This is a genomic window from Kosakonia sp. Marseille-Q7440 (assembly GCF_965119485.1).
In genome coordinates this window covers 1-18,335 of sequence record NZ_CBCPLT010000002.1, presented here as the reverse complement: position 1 = coordinate 18,335, position 18,335 = coordinate 1, and the positions used below count along the sequence as shown (strand labels likewise).

17 protein-coding genes are annotated in these 18,335 nt (G+C 57.4%); 14 read left to right on the top strand and 3 right to left on the bottom strand.

Annotated elements, in window-relative coordinates:
- Window positions 1–82: 82 nt before the first annotated feature.
- From rmuC to tatD, 8 genes are all read left to right on the top strand, one after another.
- The gene (gene rmuC / locus ACWPW2_RS13940) at window positions 83–1,540 is read left to right on the top strand and encodes a DNA recombination protein RmuC (protein WP_094419079.1); all 1,458 of its coding nucleotides are present in this window, start codon (window positions 83–85) and stop codon (window positions 1,538–1,540) included.
- Window positions 1,541–1,606: 66 nt separating this feature from the next.
- Entirely contained in the window at window positions 1,607–2,362 is a 756-nt protein-coding gene (gene ubiE / locus ACWPW2_RS13935) for a bifunctional demethylmenaquinone methyltransferase/2-methoxy-6-polyprenyl-1,4-benzoquinol methylase UbiE (RefSeq protein ID WP_023479593.1), read from the top strand.
- Window positions 2,363–2,373: 11 nt separating this feature from the next.
- Window positions 2,374–2,979 carry a ubiquinone biosynthesis protein UbiJ gene (gene ubiJ, locus ACWPW2_RS13930; RefSeq protein ID WP_454123704.1) on the top strand — a complete coding sequence of 202 codons (606 nt, stop codon included), beginning with the start codon at window positions 2,374–2,376 and terminating at the stop codon, window positions 2,977–2,979.
- Window positions 2,976–4,616, top strand: coding sequence for a ubiquinone biosynthesis regulatory protein kinase UbiB (gene ubiB / locus ACWPW2_RS13925; protein WP_454123702.1), 1,641 nt, complete (start codon window positions 2,976–2,978; stop codon window positions 4,614–4,616). Before ubiJ ends, ubiB begins: the two co-directional genes overlap by 4 nt.
- A 101-nt stretch (window positions 4,617–4,717) precedes the next feature.
- Window positions 4,718–4,981 carry a Sec-independent protein translocase subunit TatA gene (tatA, locus tag ACWPW2_RS13920; protein WP_042716354.1) on the top strand — a complete coding sequence of 88 codons (264 nt, stop codon included), beginning with the start codon at window positions 4,718–4,720 and terminating at the stop codon, window positions 4,979–4,981.
- Between the two features lie 3 nt (window positions 4,982–4,984).
- The gene (tatB, locus tag ACWPW2_RS13915) at window positions 4,985–5,509 is read left to right on the top strand and encodes a Sec-independent protein translocase protein TatB (protein WP_042716357.1); all 525 of its coding nucleotides are present in this window, start codon (window positions 4,985–4,987) and stop codon (window positions 5,507–5,509) included.
- A 2-nt stretch (window positions 5,510–5,511) separates the two neighbouring features.
- Window positions 5,512–6,276 carry a Sec-independent protein translocase subunit TatC gene (gene tatC / locus ACWPW2_RS13910; RefSeq protein ID WP_023479610.1) on the top strand — a complete coding sequence of 255 codons (765 nt, stop codon included), beginning with the start codon at window positions 5,512–5,514 and terminating at the stop codon, window positions 6,274–6,276.
- Between the two features lie 42 nt (window positions 6,277–6,318).
- A complete protein-coding gene (gene tatD / locus ACWPW2_RS13905) occupies window positions 6,319–7,101 on the top strand; it encodes a 3'-5' ssDNA/RNA exonuclease TatD (RefSeq protein WP_454123699.1) in 783 nt (260 codons plus the stop codon).
- A gap of 4 nt (window positions 7,102–7,105) precedes the next feature.
- On the opposite strand, the gene rfaH is transcribed toward tatD, so the two are convergent.
- Window positions 7,106–7,594: a transcription/translation regulatory transformer protein RfaH gene (gene rfaH / locus ACWPW2_RS13900; RefSeq protein ID WP_042716360.1), complete on the bottom strand. Its 489-nt coding sequence runs from the start codon at window positions 7,592–7,594 to the stop codon at window positions 7,106–7,108.
- 178 nt (window positions 7,595–7,772) lie between these two features.
- Here rfaH and ubiD point away from each other — a divergent pair, with 178 nt between their 5' ends.
- Both ubiD and fre read left to right on the top strand, forming a co-directional pair.
- On the top strand, window positions 7,773–9,251 hold the full coding sequence (ubiD, locus tag ACWPW2_RS13895) for a 4-hydroxy-3-polyprenylbenzoate decarboxylase (RefSeq protein ID WP_454123697.1): 1,479 nt from the start codon (window positions 7,773–7,775) through the stop codon (window positions 9,249–9,251).
- Between the two features lie 18 nt (window positions 9,252–9,269).
- The gene (gene fre, locus ACWPW2_RS13890) at window positions 9,270–9,971 is read left to right on the top strand and encodes an NAD(P)H-flavin reductase (protein WP_124970796.1); all 702 of its coding nucleotides are present in this window, start codon (window positions 9,270–9,272) and stop codon (window positions 9,969–9,971) included.
- Window positions 9,972–10,728: 757 nt separating this feature from the next.
- Here the strand turns inward: fre and fadA are convergent.
- Window positions 10,729–11,892: an acetyl-CoA C-acyltransferase FadA gene (gene fadA, locus ACWPW2_RS13885; protein WP_242389213.1), complete on the bottom strand. Its 1,164-nt coding sequence runs from the start codon at window positions 11,890–11,892 to the stop codon at window positions 10,729–10,731.
- Between the two features lie 9 nt (window positions 11,893–11,901).
- The gene (gene fadB / locus ACWPW2_RS13880) at window positions 11,902–14,091 is read right to left on the bottom strand and encodes a fatty acid oxidation complex subunit alpha FadB (RefSeq protein WP_454123695.1); all 2,190 of its coding nucleotides are present in this window, start codon (window positions 14,089–14,091) and stop codon (window positions 11,902–11,904) included.
- A 189-nt stretch (window positions 14,092–14,280) separates the two neighbouring features.
- Between fadB and pepQ the strand changes: the two genes are divergently transcribed.
- From pepQ to hemG, 4 genes are read left to right on the top strand one after another with little or no spacing between them, the layout of a single operon-like run.
- The gene (gene pepQ / locus ACWPW2_RS13875) at window positions 14,281–15,612 is read left to right on the top strand and encodes a Xaa-Pro dipeptidase (RefSeq protein WP_454123693.1); all 1,332 of its coding nucleotides are present in this window, start codon (window positions 14,281–14,283) and stop codon (window positions 15,610–15,612) included.
- Entirely contained in the window at window positions 15,612–16,226 is a 615-nt protein-coding gene (locus ACWPW2_RS13870) for an IMPACT family protein (protein WP_279794845.1), read from the top strand. Before pepQ ends, ACWPW2_RS13870 begins: the two co-directional genes overlap by 1 nt.
- Window positions 16,227–16,266: 40 nt before the next feature.
- Complete coding sequence (trkH, locus tag ACWPW2_RS13865; RefSeq protein WP_023479564.1) at window positions 16,267–17,718, top strand: Trk system potassium transporter TrkH; 1,452 nt, start codon at window positions 16,267–16,269, stop codon at window positions 17,716–17,718.
- Between the two features lie 11 nt (window positions 17,719–17,729).
- A complete protein-coding gene (gene hemG, locus ACWPW2_RS13860; RefSeq protein ID WP_454123690.1) occupies window positions 17,730–18,272 on the top strand; it encodes a menaquinone-dependent protoporphyrinogen IX dehydrogenase in 543 nt (180 codons plus the stop codon).
- Window positions 18,273–18,335: the final 63 nt, after the last annotated feature.

Genomic DNA, 18,335 nt, shown 5'->3' with positions numbered 1-18,335 from the left:
TAACGCCTCGCAGAAAAGCCCTTCCAAACTGGACGTTTATACAGCACAATCCCGACGGAATGGGTGATGAAGAGGGAGCGGAATGGAGAGTTCAATCATCGTACTGGCAGCCGTGGCGCTGGCAGGATTACTGGTCGGCTGGCTGGCCGCAAGCTGGCGCGGTGCGCAGCAGCAGGCGGAGTTGCTCGCCGAGCAGCGCGATGTCTTCAGTGAACTGAGCGCCGCCCGCCAGCAGATCGCCCAGAATAGCCACTGGCGCGAAGAGTGCGAGTTGCTGAATAACGAACTGCGCAGCCTGCAACATATCAATAGCTCGCTGGAAGCGGATCTGCGTGAAGTCACCACCCGGCTTGAATCCACCCAACTGCATGCGGAAGAGAAACTGCGCCAGATGCACAGTAGCGAGCAGCGTCTGAGCGAGCAGTTTGAAAACCTCGCTAACCGTATTTTCGAGCAGAGCAACCGTCGCGTTGACGAACAGAACCGCCAGAGCCTCAATGGCTTACTCACCCCGCTGCGCGAGCAGCTCGACGGCTTTCGCCGCCAGGTGCAGGAGAGCTTCGGCCAGGAGGCGCGCGAACGACACACCCTGGCCCACGAAATCCGTAACCTCCAGCAGCTGAATGCCCAGATGGCGCAGGAAGCCATCAACCTCACCCGCGCGCTGAAAGGCGATAACAAAACCCAGGGTAACTGGGGCGAAGTGGTGCTGACCCGCGTGCTTGAAGCCTCCGGCCTGCGCGAAGGGCATGAGTATGAAACCCAGGTCAGCATGGAGAACGAGAGCCGCGCGCGCATGCAGCCGGACGTCATTGTGCGCCTGCCGCAGGGCAAGGACGTGGTGATCGACGCCAAAATGACGCTGGTGGCCTACGAGCGCTACTTCAACGCCGAGGATGAGTTTTCCCGCGAAGCAGCGCTACAGGAGCACATCACCTCCGTGCGTGGCCACATTCGGCTGCTGGGAAGGAAAGATTATCAGCAGCTCTCCGGTCTGCGCAGCCTGGATTACGTCCTGATGTTTATCCCGGTGGAGCCCGCCTTTTTAATCGCCCTCGACAGACAGCCGGAGCTGATTACCGAGGCGCTGAAAAACAACATTATGCTGGTCAGCCCGACGACGCTACTGGTCGCCCTGCGTACCATCGCCAACCTGTGGCGTTACGAGCACCAGAGCCGCAATGCGCAGCAGATCGCGGAGCGGGCGAGCCGCCTGTATGACAAAATGCGCCTCTTCGTCGACGATATGACCGCGATTGGCCAGAGCCTGGAGAAGGCGCAGGATAACTACCGCCAGGCGATGAAAAAACTCAGCTCAGGGCGCGGCAACCTGCTGGCACAAACTGAGGCATTTCGTGGGCTTGGCGTCGAGATCAAGCGCGAGATTAATCCGGAACTGGCCGCGCAGGCGCAAGAGCAGGACGAAGAATTTCGTCTGCGGGCAGGACAAGACGCGTTTAACGATCATAATCAAGACAATGGATTAGATATGGCGACGCCGGGCGAAGAGGCTGCAGCGAAGGCCTCTTCGGGCGGTTGAAACGTAGGGCAATCGCGTCCAATCTGATACACTTCATCAACAAATCCTTAAATAGCAGGCACTAAGATGGCGGAAGATTCAAAAGAGACAACACACTTTGGTTTTCAGACCGTCGCCAAGGAAAATAAAGCCGATATGGTGGCACATGTTTTCCACTCGGTTGCGTCAAAATACGATGTGATGAACGACTTAATGTCGATGGGCATCCACCGCTTATGGAAGCGATTTACCATCGATTGCAGCGGCGTACGCCGTGGGCAGAAAGTCCTCGATCTGGCGGGTGGTACCGGCGATCTCACCGCAAAATTTTCTCGTCTGGTTGGCGAAACCGGCCAGGTTGTGCTGGCGGATATCAACGAGTCGATGCTGAAGATGGGCCGCGAAAAGCTGCGCAATCTCGGTGTTATCGGCAATGTTGAATATGTGCAGGCGAACGCCGAAGCGCTGCCGTTCCCGGACAACACCTTCGACTGCATCACCATCTCCTTCGGTTTGCGTAATGTTACTGACAAAGAGAAAGCGCTGCGCTCCATGTTTCGCGTGCTGAAGCCGGGCGGCCGTCTGCTGGTGCTGGAGTTCTCCAAACCGGTTATTGAGCCGCTGAGCAAAGCTTACGATGCTTACTCCTTCCACGTTCTGCCGCGCATTGGTCAGATGGTGGCAAACGACGCGGAGAGCTACCGTTACCTGGCTGAATCCATCCGTATGCATCCCGATCAGGACACCCTGAAAGCGATGATGCAGGATGCTGGTTTTGAAAACGTCGATTACTACAACCTGACCGCCGGTATTGTTGCCCTGCACCGTGGCTACAAATTCTGACAGGAGTGCGTATGCCCTTTAAGCCGATGGTGGCCGCGGGAATTGAACGCGTGCTGAATACCTTTTTTTACCGCGACAGCGCGCTGAAAGCGGCGCGCCAGCGTCTCTACGGCAAAGTGCTGCGCGTGGTGGTGCAGGAGTTTTCCGCGCAGATTGTGCTGGTCTTCAGCGAGCGCCAGGTTGACGTGCTGAGCGAGTGGGAAGGGGAAGCCGACTGTTCGGTCATTACCCGCCTCAACGTGCTGCCGAAGCTGCGCGACCGTCAGCAGCTCACTGCGCTTATCCGCAGCGGTGAACTGGAAGTGCAGGGCGATATTCAGGTCGTACAAAACCTCTCTTCACTGATGGATCAGGCCGAGTTTGACCCGGCGGAAGTGCTTGCGCCGTGGACCGGCGACATTGCCGCTGAGGGTATCAGCAAATTTCTGCGCGGCGGCGCACGCCTTTTTCGCCACGGCTTTACGCGCCAGCAGCGCTACCTCTCTGAAGCCTTAACGGAAGAGTGGCGCGTGGCACCAGGCGCGCTGGAAATCGCCTGGTTTGCCGAAGAGACCGCGGCGGCTGAACGTGCCGCTGACGCCTTAGCCAAACGACTGGATAAACTGGAGGGCAAATGACGCCCGGAGAATTACGGCGACTCTATTTCATCATCCAGACTTTTTTGAGTTACGGGCTTGATGAGCTCATCCCCAAAATGCGTCTTACCCTGCCGCTGCGTCTGTGGCGCAGAACGCTCTTCTGGATGCCCAACCGGCATAAAGAGAAGGAGTTAGGCGTTCGTCTGCGCCTCGCGCTGCAAGAGCTTGGGCCGGTATGGATTAAATTCGGCCAGATGCTCTCCACCCGCCGCGATCTCTTCCCGCCGATGATCGCTGATCAGCTGGCGATGTTGCAGGATCGCGTTGCGCCCTTCGACGGAAGGCTGGCAAAAAAGCAGATTGAAAAAGCGATGGGCGATCGCCCGGTTGAGGAGTGGTTTGACGATTTCAATATTGAACCGCTGGCATCCGCCTCCATTGCGCAGGTACATACCGCACGGCTGAAAGAGAATGGCAAAGAGGTGGTGATCAAAGTGATCCGCCCGGACATTCTGCCGATCATCAAAGCGGATCTGCGCCTGATCTACCGCCTGGCGGGCTGGGTTCCGCGCCTGCTGCCGGATGGCCGCCGTCTGCGCCCGCAAGAAGTGGTGCACGAATATGAGAAGACGCTGATCGACGAACTCGATCTGCTGCGTGAATCGGCGAATGCCATTCAGCTGCGCCGCAACTTTGAAAACAGCCCGATGCTCTATGTGCCGGAAGTCTACTCTGACTACTGCAGCCAGAACATGATGGTGATGGAGCGCATCTACGGCATCCCGGTTTCTGATGTCGCGGCGCTGGAGAAGAACGGCACCAACATGAAGCTGCTGGCTGAACGCGGTGTTCAGGTCTTCTTCACCCAGGTGTTCCGGGACAGCTTCTTCCATGCCGATATGCACCCTGGCAACATCTTCGTTAGCTACGATCACCCGGAAGATCCGCAATACATCGGCATTGACTGCGGTATCGTCGGCTCGCTGAACAAAGAAGATAAGCGCTATCTGGCGGAAAACTTTATCGCCTTCTTCAACCGTGACTACCGCAAAGTGGCGGAGCTGCACGTTGATTCAGGGTGGGTGCCGGCAGATACCAACGTTGAAGAGTTTGAGTTTGCCATTCGTACCGTCTGCGAGCCGATTTTTGAGAAGCCGCTGGCAGAGATCTCCTTTGGTCACGTGCTGCTGAACCTCTTCAACACCGCGCGCCGCTTCAATATGGAAGTGCAGCCGCAGCTGGTATTACTGCAAAAAACCCTGCTCTACATCGAAGGGGTAGGGCGTCAGCTCTATCCGCAACTCGATTTGTGGAAAACGGCGAAACCTTTCCTTGAAACGTGGATCAAAGACCAGGTCGGTTTCCCGGCGCTGGTGCGGGCAATCAAGGAGAAAGGCCCCTTCTGGATCGAAAGAATGCCGGAAGTTCCTGAACTGATCTTCAACGGATTGCAGCATGGAAAACATTTGCAACAAAGCGTTGATAAAATTGCCCGTGAGTTAGAGGTTAACCGCGTCCGGCAGGGGCAGTCCCGCTATCTGTTTGGTATCGGTGCAACGCTGCTGTTAAGCGGCACGTTATTGCTGATAACCCGTCCTGAGCTGGCGAATAATCCGTTGTGGTTAATGGGCGGCGGGCTGCTTGTCTGGCTGCTGGGCTGGCGTAAGACGCGCTGACCTGATGCGCCCTGGCCATGCCGGTCAGGGACATGCAGCCCGGGGCATAACGTGTATACTGTGGCCTCTTTCTAACATCGTCTCTTAGAGGGGAAGTGAGTATGGGTAGTATCGGCATTTGGCAGTTGGTGGTTATTGCGGTCATCGTTGTGCTGCTGTTTGGCACCAAAAAGCTCGGCTCGATTGGCTCCGATCTTGGCGCGTCGATCAAGGGTTTCAAAAAAGCGATGAGCGACGATGATAAAAAAGAGAGTGAGGCTAAATCGGCACAGGATGCGGATTTTACCGCGAAGAATCTCTCTGATACCCGTAACCCCGACGTCGTGAAGAGCGACGAAAAACGTCACGATAAAGAGCAGGTGTAAGTCGTGTTCGATATAGGTTTTGGCGAATTGTTACTCGTTTTTATCATTGGTCTGGTGGTGCTGGGGCCGAAGCGTTTGCCCGTTGCCGTGCGCACTGTGGTTGGCTGGATCCGCGCCCTGCGCTCGCTGGCGACCACCGTACAGAACGAACTGACGCAGGAGCTTAAGCTGCAGGAGTTCCAGGACAGCCTGAAGAAGGTGGAGAAAGCGAGCCTGGACAACCTGACGCCGGAGTTGAAAGAGTCGATGGACGAGCTGCGTCAGGCGGCGGAATCGATGAAGCGCACCTACAGCGCCAACGACGCGGAAAAAGCGAGTGACGAAGCGCATACCATCCATAATCCGGTGGTGAAAGATTACGAAGCGCAGCATGAAGGCGTTACGCCTGGCGTTGCTGAACATCAGGTGAGCGCGCCGCAACAGGCTCCCCAGGAAGTGCCGGAAGAAAATGCCCCGGCAAAAATCTCTCTGGCGAAAACCGCTGCGCCGGTTTCCGACTCCACCCCCTCTGCAAGTGATAAGTCCTGAACATGGCCGTAGACGATACCCAACCGCTGATCGCGCATCTGATTGAGCTGCGTAAACGTCTGTTGAACTGCATCATCGCGGTGATGGTGATTTTCCTCGCGCTGGTCTACTTCGCGAATGATATCTACCAGCTGGTCTCCGCGCCGCTGATCAAACAGATGCCGCTGGGCGCGACGATGATCGCCACCGATGTCGCCTCGCCCTTCTTCACGCCGATCAAACTCACCTTTATGGTGTCACTGATCCTCTCTGCACCGGTTGTGCTCTACCAGGTGTGGGCCTTTGTTGCACCCGCACTCTACAAGCATGAGCGCCGCCTGGTGGTGCCGCTGCTGGTCTCCAGCTCGCTGCTGTTCTATATCGGTATGGCATTCGCCTACTTCGTGGTCTTCCCGCTGGCGTTTGGCTTTTTGACCCACACCGCGCCGGAAGGGGTGCAGGTCTCGACCGATATCGCCAGCTATCTCAGCTTTGTGATGGCGCTGTTTATGGCCTTCGGCGTCTCGTTTGAAGTGCCGGTCGCCATTGTCCTGATCTGCTGGATGGGCGTCACCACGCCGGACGATCTGCGGCAGAAGCGCCCCTATGTGCTGGTTGGCGCGTTTGTTGTCGGCATGCTGCTGACGCCGCCGGATGTCTTTTCGCAAACGCTGCTGGCGATCCCGATGTACTGCCTGTTTGAAGTCGGCGTCTTTTTCGCCCGCTTCTACGTCGGGAAGCGTCGCGTGCCGGACGATGAGAGCGAAACGGAAACCACCGAAGAGTAATAATCAGCCGCCCGCCAGGGCGGTTGTTGTATGGGAAACAGCATGTTTGATATTGGCGTAAATTTAACCAGCTCGCAGTTTGACCGTGATCGGGATGATATTGTCTCCCGTGCACAGGCGGCGGGCGTGACCGGGATGTTAATTACCGGCACTAACCTGCATGAGAGCCAGCAGGCGCAGCAGCTTACGCAGCGCTACGCGTGCTGCTGGTCGACCGCCGGTGTGCATCCCCATGACAGCAGTAGCTGGACGGAAGAGACCGAACAGGCGATTCGTGCTCTGGCGGCGATGCCGGGCGTGGTGGCGATCGGCGAGTGCGGGCTCGATTTCAATCGTAACTTCTCAACGCCGCAGGAGCAGGAGCGGGCATTCAGCGCGCAGCTGGCATTGGCCGCCGAACTTAATCTGCCGGTGTTTCTGCACTGTCGTGATGCCCATCAGCGTTTTCTCACCCTGCTGGATCCCTGGCTCGATAAGCTCCCCGGTGCGGTACTGCACTGTTTTACCGGTTCAGCGCACGAGGCGCAGGAGTGCATTACCCGCGGTCTCTATCTCGGGATCACCGGCTGGGTGTGTGATGAGCGACGCGGGCTGGAGCTGCGCGAAGTGGTGCCGATGATTCCTGCCGATCGGCTGATGATTGAGACCGATGCGCCCTGGCTGCTGCCGCGCGATCTTAAACCGAAGCCCGCTTCCCGCCGTAACGAGCCTGCTTTGCTGGAGCATATTCTGAGCACGGTCGCCGAACTGCGCGGTGAAACGCCGCAGGCGCTGAGTACTGCGACGGATGAGAACGTGAAGCGGCTATTCGGTATTGCGTTTTAAGCGGTCAGGCTTTGCGGAAATCGGTGTTTTTGACACTCTGCAAAACTTGCTTATTAAGAAGATGCAGCAGCAGCATGGAGCGCGCTTCGCCATCCGGCTCTTTGAAGATCGCCTGCAACCCTTCGAGCGCACCTTCCGTAATCACAACGCTGTCGCCAGGGTAGGGAGTTTCCGGGTCGGTGATCCCTTCCGGCTGATACGCTTCAAGCTGCTGGATCACCGCGTGGGGAACGCTTGCCGGATGCATACCAAAACGCACAAAGTGGCTGACGCCGCGCGTCGCGTTGATGGTGGTGGTGTGTATGACCTCTGGATCGAATTCCACAAACAGGTAGTTTGGAAAGAGAGGCTCTTTCACCGTTGTCCGCTTGCCACGGACAATCTTTTCCAGCGCAATCATCGGCGTCAGACAGGAGACTGACTGGCGTTCCAGGTGTTCCTGGGCGCGCTGAAGTTGGCCTCGTTTGCAGTAGAGTAGATACCAGGATTGCATAATGACTCTTTTCCGTAAGTTCGGCCGCAAGAATATCAAAACCACCGCATGATGGCTAAGGTGATTATAACGCTGACTGAGCAATGACGTTGTATTTCACGCCTATTTAACAAAAATACAGCAACCTTAGGACGAACACCGTATAATAAAGCGCTTATCTGGAGGCAATCATAACCCCATGAAATACACCGATCTTCGCGACTTTCTGACACTACTTGAGCAACAGGGCGAGCTGAAACGCATCGCGCTTCCGGTTGATCCCTATCTGGAAATGACGGAAATAGCCGATCGCACGCTGCGTGCGGGCGGTCCTGCATTGTTGTTTGAAAACCCGAAAGACTACGCGATGCCGGTGTTGTGCAACCTCTTCGGCACGTCGCGTCGTGTCGCACTGGGCATGGGGCAGGATGATGTCAGCGCGCTGCGCGATGTCGGCAAACTGCTGGCGTTTCTGAAAGAGCCGGAGCCGCCGAAAGGATTCCGCGATCTCTTCGATAAGCTGCCGCAGTTCAAGCAAGTGCTGAACATGCCGACCAAACGTCTGCGCGGTGCGCCGTGTCAGCAAAAGGTGGTGCAGGGCGATGCGGTCGATCTGCACACCATCCCGATTATGCAGTGCTGGCCGGAAGATGCCGCGCCGCTGATCACCTGGGGTCTTACCGTCACTCGCGGGCCGCACAAAGAGCGCCAGAACCTGGGGATCTACCGCCAGCAGCTGATCGGCAAAAATAAGCTGATTATGCGATGGCTCTCTCATCGCGGCGGTGCGCTCGATTTTCAGGAGTGGCAACATGCCCGCCCGGGTGAGCGTTTCCCGGTCGCCGTGGCGCTGGGTGCCGATCCGGCCACCATTCTTGGCGCAGTGACGCCGGTGCCAGATACCCTCTCAGAATATGCCTTTGCCGGGCTGCTGCGCGGCAATAAAACCGAAGTCGTTAAGTGCATATCAAACGATCTGGAAGTGCCGGCCAGCGCCGAGATCGTGCTGGAAGGCTATATTGAAGCGGGTGAGATGGCGCCGGAAGGGCCATATGGCGATCACACCGGCTACTATAATGAAATTGATAATTTCCCGGTGTTTACAGTTACGCATATCACGCAGCGTGAAGATGCCATCTACCACTCCACCTACACCGGACGGCCGCCAGATGAGCCAGCGGTGCTGGGCGTGGCGCTAAATGAAGTGTTTGTGCCGATCCTGCAAAAGCAGTTCCCGGAAATCGTTGATTTCTATCTGCCGCCGGAAGGATGTTCCTATCGTCTGGCGGTAGTGACCATCAAGAAGCAGTATGCCGGGCACGCCAAGCGCGTGATGATGGGTGTCTGGTCTTTCCTGCGCCAGTTTATGTACACCAAATTTGTGATCGTGTGCGATGACGATGTTAACGCCCGCGACTGGAACGATGTGATCTGGGCGATCACCACCCGCATGGACCCTGCGCGGGATACGGTGCTGGTGGAAAATACGCCGATCGATTATCTGGATTTTGCCTCGCCGGTTTCCGGGCTTGGTTCAAAAATGGGACTGGATGCCACCAATAAATGGCCCGGCGAAACCGACCGTGAGTGGGGTCGCCCAATTAAGAAAGATCCTGAGGTGACGGCGCGAATCGACGCCATCTGGGATGAACTGGCCATAATGAACGCCGAAAAATAGACCCGACAGAGAGAGCGCATGACAACCTTAAGCTGTAAAGTGACCTCGGTAGATGCCATCACTGATACCGTGTATCGCGTCCGTTTAGTGCCGGAAGCGGCATTTTCATTTCGTGCAGGCCAGTACTTGATGGTGGTGATGGATGAGCGCGACAAGCGCCCCTTCTCCATGGCGTCAACGCCCGATCAGCACGACTATATTGAACTGCATATCGGTGCTTCCGAGTTAAACCTTTACGCAATGGCGGTGATGGATCGCATTCTGAAAGAGCGCGAAATCGTTATCGACATTCCCCACGGCGATGCCTGGCTGCGCGACGATGAAGAGCGCCCGATGGTGCTGATTGCCGGCGGGACGGGTTTCTCCTATGTGCGCTCGATTCTGCTCACCTCACTGGCAAAAACGCCGGACCGCGATATCACCATTTACTGGGGCGGGCGTGAAGCGAAGCACCTCTACGATCTCTCCGAGCTGGAAGCGCTGTCGGTTACACACCCGAATCTGAGTGTAGTGCCGGTAGTAGAGCAGCCGGATGAAGAGTGGCGCGGCCGTTCAGGCACCGTACTCGCCGCCGTGCTGCAGGATTTCGGCTCCCTCTCCGGGCACGATATCTACATTGCCGGCCGCTTCGAGATGGCAAAAATCGCCCGCGATCTCTTCTGCAACGAGCGCGGCGCGCGTGAGGATCGGTTGTTTGGCGACGCGTTCGCGTTCATCTGATTTTATCTTCGCCCTTGCCGCCATAGCGGCGTTGGCTGCCTTCGTTCACCCCGGTCACATAATTATCTATGCTCCCGGGGACTCCCTCAGTTGCCGTACGCCATAAAAAAAACCGCCCCTGACAGGCGGTAAAAACGGCAACTAAATTTTATCTCTTTCAGCATATATGCCGGATGGCGGCGCAAGCGCCTTATCCGGCCTACGGAGTGTGCTTTGTAGGCCGGGCAAGCGCAGCGCCCCCGGCGATCCGTTCCGGATGGCCGCACAAGCGCCTTATCCGGCCTACGGGAGTGTGTTTGTAGGCCGGGCAAGCGCAGCGCCCCCGGCGTTCCGTGCCGGATGGCGGCGCAAGCGCCTTATCCGGCCTACGGAGTGTGCTTTTGTAGGCCGGGCAAGCGCAGCGCCCCCGGCGTTCCGTGCCGGATGGCGGCGCAAGCGCCTTATCCGGCCTACGGAGTGTGCTTTGTAGGCCGGGCAAGCGAAGCGCCCCCGGCGTTCCGTGCCGGATGGCGGCGCAAGTGCCTTATCCGGCCTACGGGCGTGTGCTTTGTAGGCCGGGCAAGCGAAGCGCCCCCGGCGTTCCGTGCCGGATGGCGGCGCAAGCGCCTTATCCGGCCTACGAGAGTGTGCTTGTAGGCCGGGCAAGCGCAGCGCCCCCGGCGTTCCATGCCGGATGGCGGCACAAGTGCCTTATCCGGCCTACGGGTGTGTGCTTTGTAGGCCGGGCAAGCGAAGCGCCCCCGGCATAGGTGATGCGTTATACGCGCTCAAACACCGTGGCGATCCCCTGACCCAAACCGATACACATCGTTGCCAGACCCAGCTGGGCATCTTTGCGCTCCATCAGGTTGAGCAGCGTGGTGCTGATGCGGGTACCAGAGCAGCCCAGCGGGTGACCGAGAGCGATCGCGCCGCCGTTGAGGTTGATCTTCTCGTCGATCTGCTCCATCAGCCCCAGATCCTTAATGCACGGCAGGATCTGCGCGGCAAACGCTTCGTTCATCTCAAACAGATCGATATCGCTGGCGGTCAGCCCCGCTTTTTTCAGCGCCAGTTGCGACGCTGGCACCGGGCCGTAACCCATGATTGACGGATCGCAGCCGACCACCGCCATCGAGCGGATCCGCGCGCGCGGCGTTAAGCCAAGCTCGCGAGCGCGGCTTTCGCTCATCACCAGCATCGCCGATGCGCCATCGGACAGCGCCGATGATGTACCGGCGGTAACGGTGCCGCTCACCGGATCGAACGCCGGGCGCAGGGTAGAGAGCGCCTCAACGGTGGTTTCAGGGCGGATTACTTCATCGTAGTTGAACTGCTTGAGCACCCCGTCAGCGTCATGCCCGCCAGTGGGAATGATTTCGTTTTTGAACGCGCCGGACTGCGTGGCGGCCCAGGCACGAGCATGAGAGCGGGCAGCGAAAGCATCCTGCATCTCACGGCTGATACCGTGCATGCGCGACAGCATTTCCGCGGTCAGCCCCATCATTCCCGCCGCTTTAGCAACGTTACGGCTCATACCCGGGTGGAAATCGACGCCGTGGTTCATCGGCACGTGGCCCATATGTTCCACGCCTCCCACCAGGCAGACCTGCGCATCGCCGGTCATGATCATGCGCGCGGCATCATGCAGCGCCTGCATCGACGACCCGCACAGGCGGTTAACCGTGACCGCCGGAACCGAGTGGGGGATCTCCGCCAGCAGCGCGGCGTTACGGGCAATGTTGAAGCCCTGCTCGAGGGTCTGCTGGACACAGCCCCAGTAAATATCGTCAATCGCACTCGCCTCAAGCGCCGGGTTGCGTGCCAAAAGGCTACGCATCAGGTGCGCAGAGAGATCTTCCGCGCGGACGTGGCGAAAGGCGCCGCCTTTTGAACGGCCCATCGGGGTACGTACTGCATCGACAATGACAACCTGTTCCATTGTGACTCCTTAAGCCGTTTTCAAAGCGCCAACCGGGCGCGCAGGTTCAACCGCGGGATAGTAAGGCTCGTTATGGAGTGCCTTTTCACGTAACCCGGCCGGGACGTCATACAGCGGCCCAAGGTGCTGATACGCTTGTGCCATATCGAGGTATTTCGCGCTGCCAAGCGTATCGAGCCAGCGGAAAGCGCCGCCGTGGAACGGAGGGAAACCGAGGCCATAGACCAGCGCCATATCCGCTTCGGCTGGGCTTGCGATAATGCCTTCCTCAAGACAACGCACCACTTCATTGACCATCGGGATCATCATGCGGGCGATGATCTCCTGATCGGTGAACTCATGGCTGCCCTGGCGCACATCGCTCAGCAGGCTTTCAACGGCGCTATCTTCCTCTTTCTTCGGCTTGCCTTTGCTGTCCTCTTTATAGCGCCAGAAACCGAGGCCATTCTTCTGCCCAAAGCGGTTCGCCTCAAACAGCGCATCGATGGCGTCGCGATAATCCTTCTGCATACGCTGCGGGAAACCGGCGGCCATTACCGCCTGCGCATGATGCGCGGTATCAATGCCGACAACGTCGAGCAGGTAGGCCGGGCCCATCGGCCAGCCGAACTGTTTCTCCATCACTTTGTCGATTTTGCGGAAGTCCGCGCCATCGCGCAGTAACTGGCTGAAACCGGCAAAGTAGGGGAACAGCACGCGGTTGACGAAGAAGCCGGGGCAGTCGTTGACCACAATCGGGGTTTTACCCATCTTGCTCGCCCAGGCCACCACTTTGGCGATGGTCTGATCGGAGGTTTTCTCGCCGCGGATCACTTCAACCAGCGGCATGCGGTGCACCGGGTTAAAGAAGTGCATGCCGCAGAAGTTCTCCGGGCGTTTCAGCACGCTTGCCAGCTCGCTAATAGGAATGGTGGAGGTGTTTGAAGCCAGTACGGTATCCGGGCGAACTTTCTCTTCTGTTTCCGCCAGCACCGCTTTTTTCACCTTCGGGTTTTCTACCACCGCTTCGACAACCACATCCACGCGTTCGAACCCGGCGTACTCCAGCGTTGGCTGGATGGTGGCGATCACCTTCGCCAGCTTCAGTCCGTCGATTTTGCCGCGCTCAAGCTGTTTATTCAGCAGCTTGCCCGCTTCATTAATGCCGAGGCTGAGCGACTTCTCATTAATATCCTTCATTAATACCGGCACGCCTTTCCAGGCTGACTGGTAGGCAATGCCGCCGCCCATAATGCCCGCGCCCAGCACGGCCGCCTGTTTTGGCGTCTCGACATCGGCGGTGAGCTTTTTCGCTTTGCCTTTGACGAATTGATCGTTAAGGAAGATACCGACCAGCGCGCGCGCTTCTTTACTGTGCGCCAGCGGGACAAAACTCTGGTTCTCCAGCTTTAACGCCTCGTCACGCCCCAGCCTCGCCGCTGCTTCAATGGTTTTCACCGCGGTGATCGGCGCAGGGTAGTGTTTACCAGCGGTCTGCATCACCATGCCTTTGGCGATGGTGAAACTCATCGAGGCTTCGATTTTGCTGAGCTTCAACGGCTCAAGCTTCGGCTGACGCTTCGCTTTCCAGTCGAGATCGCCATTAATCGCCTGGCGCAGAATGGCGACAGCGCCTTCACGGATCTTCTCTGGTTTGACGATGCCATCGACAAGGCCAATTTTCAGTGCCTGTTCAGCATCGACATCTTTCCCGGCGGCGATAATCTCCAGCGCGCTGTCGGCACCCAGCAGGCGCGGCAGACGCACCGAGCCGCCAAAGCCCGGCATAATACCGAGTTTGGTTTCCGGCAGGCCGATGCGCAGATCCGGCGTCGCCAGGCGGTAGTCAGTTGCCAGCACACATTCGCAGCCGCCGCCGAGGGCGTAACCGTTGACCGCAGAGAGGGTCGGCACCGGCAGATCTTCCAGGCGGTTAAAGACGCTGTTGGCGAAATGCAGCCACTGGCTCAGTTGCTCCTGAGGGACCTGGAAGAGGGAGAGGAATTCGGTAATGTCGGCACCGACGATAAAGGCCGCTTTCTCCGAGCGCAGCAGCAGCCCTTTTAAATCTGTTTGCTTCTCCAGCACGTCCAGCGCTTCGCCGAGGCTGGCGACGGTGGCGGTATCAAGCTTATTCACTGAGCCGGGCGCATCGAACACCAGTTCGGCAATGCCATCTTCCAGCCAGTTGAGGTACAGGTTATTGCCTTTGTAGAGCATGTCAGTCTCCAGAATTCAGCAGTGATCTGGTCGTACCAGATGAAGCGGAGTGTGGTTTTTATGTTAATAAATTGCAAATGAGTCATTAAAAAAATGCAGCGTCGATCACGCTCGGCGGAAATCACTCACATAAAAGGAGGTGTGCTAAGATGCGACAACTTGTGGTCTTGATAAACAGAAGGAAAGACGATGGATTCGCTGGCAGCGCTGTATAAAAATCATATTGTTACCCTACAAGAACGCGCGCGTGACGTGCTGGCACGCAGTAATCTTGACGCGTTACTGATTCACTCTGGTGAGCTGTTTAACGTCTTTCTTGATGACCACCCCTATCCCTTTAAAGTGAACCCGCAATTCAAAGCCTGGGTGCCGGTTACGCAGGTGCCGAACTGCTGGCTGCTGGTGGATGGCGTGAACAAGCCGAAGCTGTGGTTCTATCTGCCGGTCGATTACTGGCATAACGTTGAGCCGCTGCCGACCTCTTTCTGGACCGAAGAGATTGAGGTGATTGCCCTGCCGAAAGCCGATGATATCGGCGGCCAGTTGCCTGCCGCGCGCGGCAATATCGCCTATGTTGGCCCGGTGCCTGAGCGCGCGCTGAAGCTCGATATCGCTGCCAGCAATATCAACCCGAAAGCGGTGATTGATTATCTGCACTACTATCGCGCCTATAAAACGGATTACGAACTGGCCTGTATGCGTGAAGCGCAGAAGACCGCGGTGATCGGTCATCGTGCGGCGCATGAAGCGTTCCAGTCCGGGATGAGCGAGTTTGACATCAACCTCGCCTACCTCACCGCCACCGGCCATCGCGATACCGATGTGCCGTATGGCAATATCGTGGCGCTTAATGAACATGCCGCGGTGCTGCACTACACCAAACTCGATCACCGTGCGCCCGCCGAGATGCGCAGTTTCCTGCTGGACGCCGGTGCGGAATATAACGGTTATGCCGCCGATTTAACGCGCACCTGGGCGGCGAACAGCGACACCGATTTTGCGCAGCTAATTAAAGATGTGAATGAAGAGCAACTCGCGCTGATCGCCACTCTGAAAGCGGGCGTTAACTACGTTGACTACCATGTTCAGTTCCATCAGCGCATCGCGAAACTGCTGCGTCGTCACCAGATCGTCACCGATATCAGCGAAGAGGCGATGGTTGAGCAGAACATAACCGGGCCGTTTATGCCGCATGGCCTCGGTCATCCGCTCGGTTTGCAGGTGCATGATGTCGGCGGCTTTATGCAAGATGACACTGGTACCCATCTCGCCGCGCCGTCGAAATATCCTTACCTGCGCTGCACGCGCGTGCTGCAGCCGCGCATGGTCGTCACCATTGAGCCTGGGATCTACTTTATTGAGTCGCTGCTGGCACCGTGGCGCGATGGCCCGCTCGGCAAGCACTTCAACTGGCAGAAAATTGACGCGCTGAAGCCGTTTGGCGGCATCCGTATCGAAGATAACGTCGTCATCCATGAAAATGGTACTGAGAACATGACGCGGGATCTGAAGCTGGCGTAATGGAGAGCTGGCCTATTCCGGCGGCGCCGGTCACCTTTAGCGAGGAGATCAAAAAGAGCCGCTTTATTACTCTGCTGGCGCACACGGATGGCGTCGAGGCGGCAAAGGCGTTTGTCGAGTCCGTGCGCGCTGAACACCCGACTGCCCGCCACCACTGCGTGGCGTGGGTTGCCGGTGCGCCGGATGATTCACAGCAGTTAGGCTTTTCTGACGATGGCGAGCCGGCAGGGACGGCGGGCAAGCCGATCCTCGCGCAGCTGATGGGCAGCGGCGTCGGGGAAATTACCGCGGTAGTGGTGCGTTACTATGGCGGCGTGCTGTTGGGCACCGGCGGGCTGGTGAAGGCGTATGGCGGCGGTGTGCAGCAGGCGCTCACGCAACTGACCACCACCCGCAAAATGCCGTTAACCGAATATACTTTGTGTTGCGATTATGCACAGCTTGCGGGAGTCGAAGGGCTGCTTGGGCAGTTCGACGGGAAAATTGTCTCCAGCGACTATCAGGCGGCGGTGCAGCTACGTGTCGCGCTTCCGCAGAGTCATCTGGACGCCTTTTCGGCAAAGCTGGCTGATTTTAGCCGTGGCGCATTGCAATTGTTAAAAACTGAAGAATAATCGCCACCTGATTTTCTGAACACCATAGGAAGCGGCAGAGATGCATTTTCGCGCCATAACCCGAATCGTTGGACTGCTGGTCATCCTCTTTTCCGGAACGATGATCTTACCTGGACTGGTAGCCCTTATTTACCGCGACGGCGCGGGGCGCGCGTTCACCCAGACCTTTCTCGCCGCGCTGGTGATTGGCTCCATCTTGTGGTGGCCGAACCGCCGTGAGAAAGGGGAGCTGAAATCCCGCGAAGGGTTTCTGATCGTGGTGCTCTTCTGGACCGTGCTGGGCAGCGTCGGTGCGCTGCCCTTTATCTTCTCGGAAAGCCCGAATCTGACGGTGACCGACGCCTTTTTTGAATCCTTCTCTGGTTTGACAACCACGGGGGCCACCACGCTGGTGGGCCTTGATTCGCTGCCGCACGCGATCCTCTTTTATCGCCAGATGCTGCAATGGTTCGGCGGGATGGGGATCATTGTGCTGGCCGTCGCCATTCTGCCTATTCTTGGCGTCGGCGGTATGCAGCTCTATCGCGCCGAGATGCCGGGGCCGCTGAAAGATAACAAGATGCGCCCGCGTATTGCGGAAACGGCAAAGACGTTGTGGCTCATCTATGTGTTACTGACGGTGGCCTGCGCGCTGGCGCTGTGGTTTGCCGGTATGCCAGCGTTTGACGCTATCGGGCACAGCTTCGCCACCATCGCTATCGGCGGCTTCTCGACGCACGATGCCAGTATCGGCTATTTCGATAGCCCGACGATTAACACCATTATTGCTATCTTTTTACTGATCTCCGGCTGTAACTACGGTTTGCACTTCTCGCTATTGAGCGGGCGCAGCCTGAAGGTGTACTGGCGCGATCCGGAGTTTCGCATGTTTATCGGCGTGCAGCTGACGCTGGTGGTCATCTGTACCGTGGTGCTCTGGTTCCATGATGTCTACACCTCGGCGCTGACCACGGTGAACCAGGCTTTCTTCCAGGTGGTCTCCATGGCGACCACGGCGGGCTTTACCACCGACAGCATTGCCCGCTGGCCGCTGTTCCTGCCGGTGCTGTTGTTGTGCTCGGCGTTTATCGGGGGTTGTGCCGGTTCAACGGGCGGTGGCCTGAAAGTGATCCGCATCTTGCTGCTCTTCAAGCAGGGGAACCGTGAGCTGAAACGTCTGGTGCACCCGAATGCGGTTTACAGTATTAAACTCGGCCAGCGCGCGCTGCCGGAACGTATTCTTGAAGCGGTATGGGGATTCTTCTCCGCTTATGCGCTGGTCTTTATTGTCAGCATGCTGGCGATTATCGCCACCGGCGTGGATGATTTCTCCGCCTTCGCTTCAGTTGTGGCTACGCTCAATAACCTGGGGCCGGGGCTGGGCGTGGTGGCAGACAACTTCGCCAGTATGAACCCGGTGGCAAAATGGGTGCTTATCGCCAATATGCTGTTTGGTCGTCTGGAGGTCTTCACCCTGCTGGTGCTGTTTACCCCCACTTTCTGGCGCGAATAAGGGAGCGTTACGTGAAAACATTGATTCTTTTCTCTACCCGGGATGGGCAAACGCGGGAGATTGCCTCTTACCTCGCCTCTGAACTGAAAGAGCTGGGCGTTTACGCCGATGTGGTGAACCTGAACCGCACGCCAGAGATTGAGTGGGCGAAGTATGACCGTGTGGTGATTGGGGCGTCTATTCGCTACGGTCATTTCCACCCGGCGCTGGAAAGCTTTGTGAAAAAGCACCTGCAAACGCTGAATACTCTGCCGAGCGCGTTCTACTCCGTTAACCTGGTCGCGCGTAAACCAGAGAAGAGTTCGCCGCAGACCAATAGTTACACGCGGAAGTTTCTTCTCTCTTCTCCCTGGAATCCCGATCACTGCGCTGTATTTGCCGGTGCGCTCCGTTATCCGCGTTATCGCTGGTATGACCGTTTTATGATTCGGTTGATCATGAAGATGACGGGGGGCGAAACGAACACCAGTCAGGAGGTGGTCTATACCGACTGGCAGCAAGTGGCGCATTTCGCTCGTGAAATTGCTCAGTTAAAAAGCAAAACGCCCGTTTAATGGGCATTGCGACCGAAAATTAAGCGAACGAAAAATTTTTTGAAATTAGGGGTTGTCAGGGGA

Excerpts from the sequence above, each read along its gene's own strand:
- rmuC (WP_094419079.1), top strand. The coding sequence starts at position 83 with ATGGAGAGTTCAATCATCGTACTGGCAGCCGTGGCGCTGGCAGGATTA.
- ubiE (WP_023479593.1), top strand. The coding sequence starts at position 1,607 with ATGGCGGAAGATTCAAAAGAGACAACACACTTTGGTTTTCAGACCGTC.
- ubiJ (WP_454123704.1), top strand. The coding sequence starts at position 2,374 with ATGCCCTTTAAGCCGATGGTGGCCGCGGGAATTGAACGCGTGCTGAAT.
- ubiB (WP_454123702.1), top strand. The coding sequence starts at position 2,976 with ATGACGCCCGGAGAATTACGGCGACTCTATTTCATCATCCAGACTTTT.
- tatA (WP_042716354.1), top strand. The coding sequence starts at position 4,718 with ATGGGTAGTATCGGCATTTGGCAGTTGGTGGTTATTGCGGTCATCGTT.
- tatC (WP_023479610.1), top strand. The coding sequence starts at position 5,512 with ATGGCCGTAGACGATACCCAACCGCTGATCGCGCATCTGATTGAGCTG.
- tatD (WP_454123699.1), top strand. The coding sequence starts at position 6,319 with ATGTTTGATATTGGCGTAAATTTAACCAGCTCGCAGTTTGACCGTGAT.
- rfaH (WP_042716360.1), bottom strand. The coding sequence starts at position 7,594 with ATGCAATCCTGGTATCTACTCTACTGCAAACGAGGCCAACTTCAGCGC.
- ubiD (WP_454123697.1), top strand. The coding sequence starts at position 7,773 with ATGAAATACACCGATCTTCGCGACTTTCTGACACTACTTGAGCAACAG.
- fre (WP_124970796.1), top strand. The coding sequence starts at position 9,270 with ATGACAACCTTAAGCTGTAAAGTGACCTCGGTAGATGCCATCACTGAT.
- fadA (WP_242389213.1), bottom strand. The coding sequence starts at position 11,892 with ATGGAACAGGTTGTCATTGTCGATGCAGTACGTACCCCGATGGGCCGT.
- fadB (WP_454123695.1), bottom strand. The coding sequence starts at position 14,091 with ATGCTCTACAAAGGCAATAACCTGTACCTCAACTGGCTGGAAGATGGC.
- pepQ (WP_454123693.1), top strand. The coding sequence starts at position 14,281 with ATGGATTCGCTGGCAGCGCTGTATAAAAATCATATTGTTACCCTACAA.
- ACWPW2_RS13870 (WP_279794845.1), top strand. The coding sequence starts at position 15,612 with ATGGAGAGCTGGCCTATTCCGGCGGCGCCGGTCACCTTTAGCGAGGAG.
- trkH (WP_023479564.1), top strand. The coding sequence starts at position 16,267 with ATGCATTTTCGCGCCATAACCCGAATCGTTGGACTGCTGGTCATCCTC.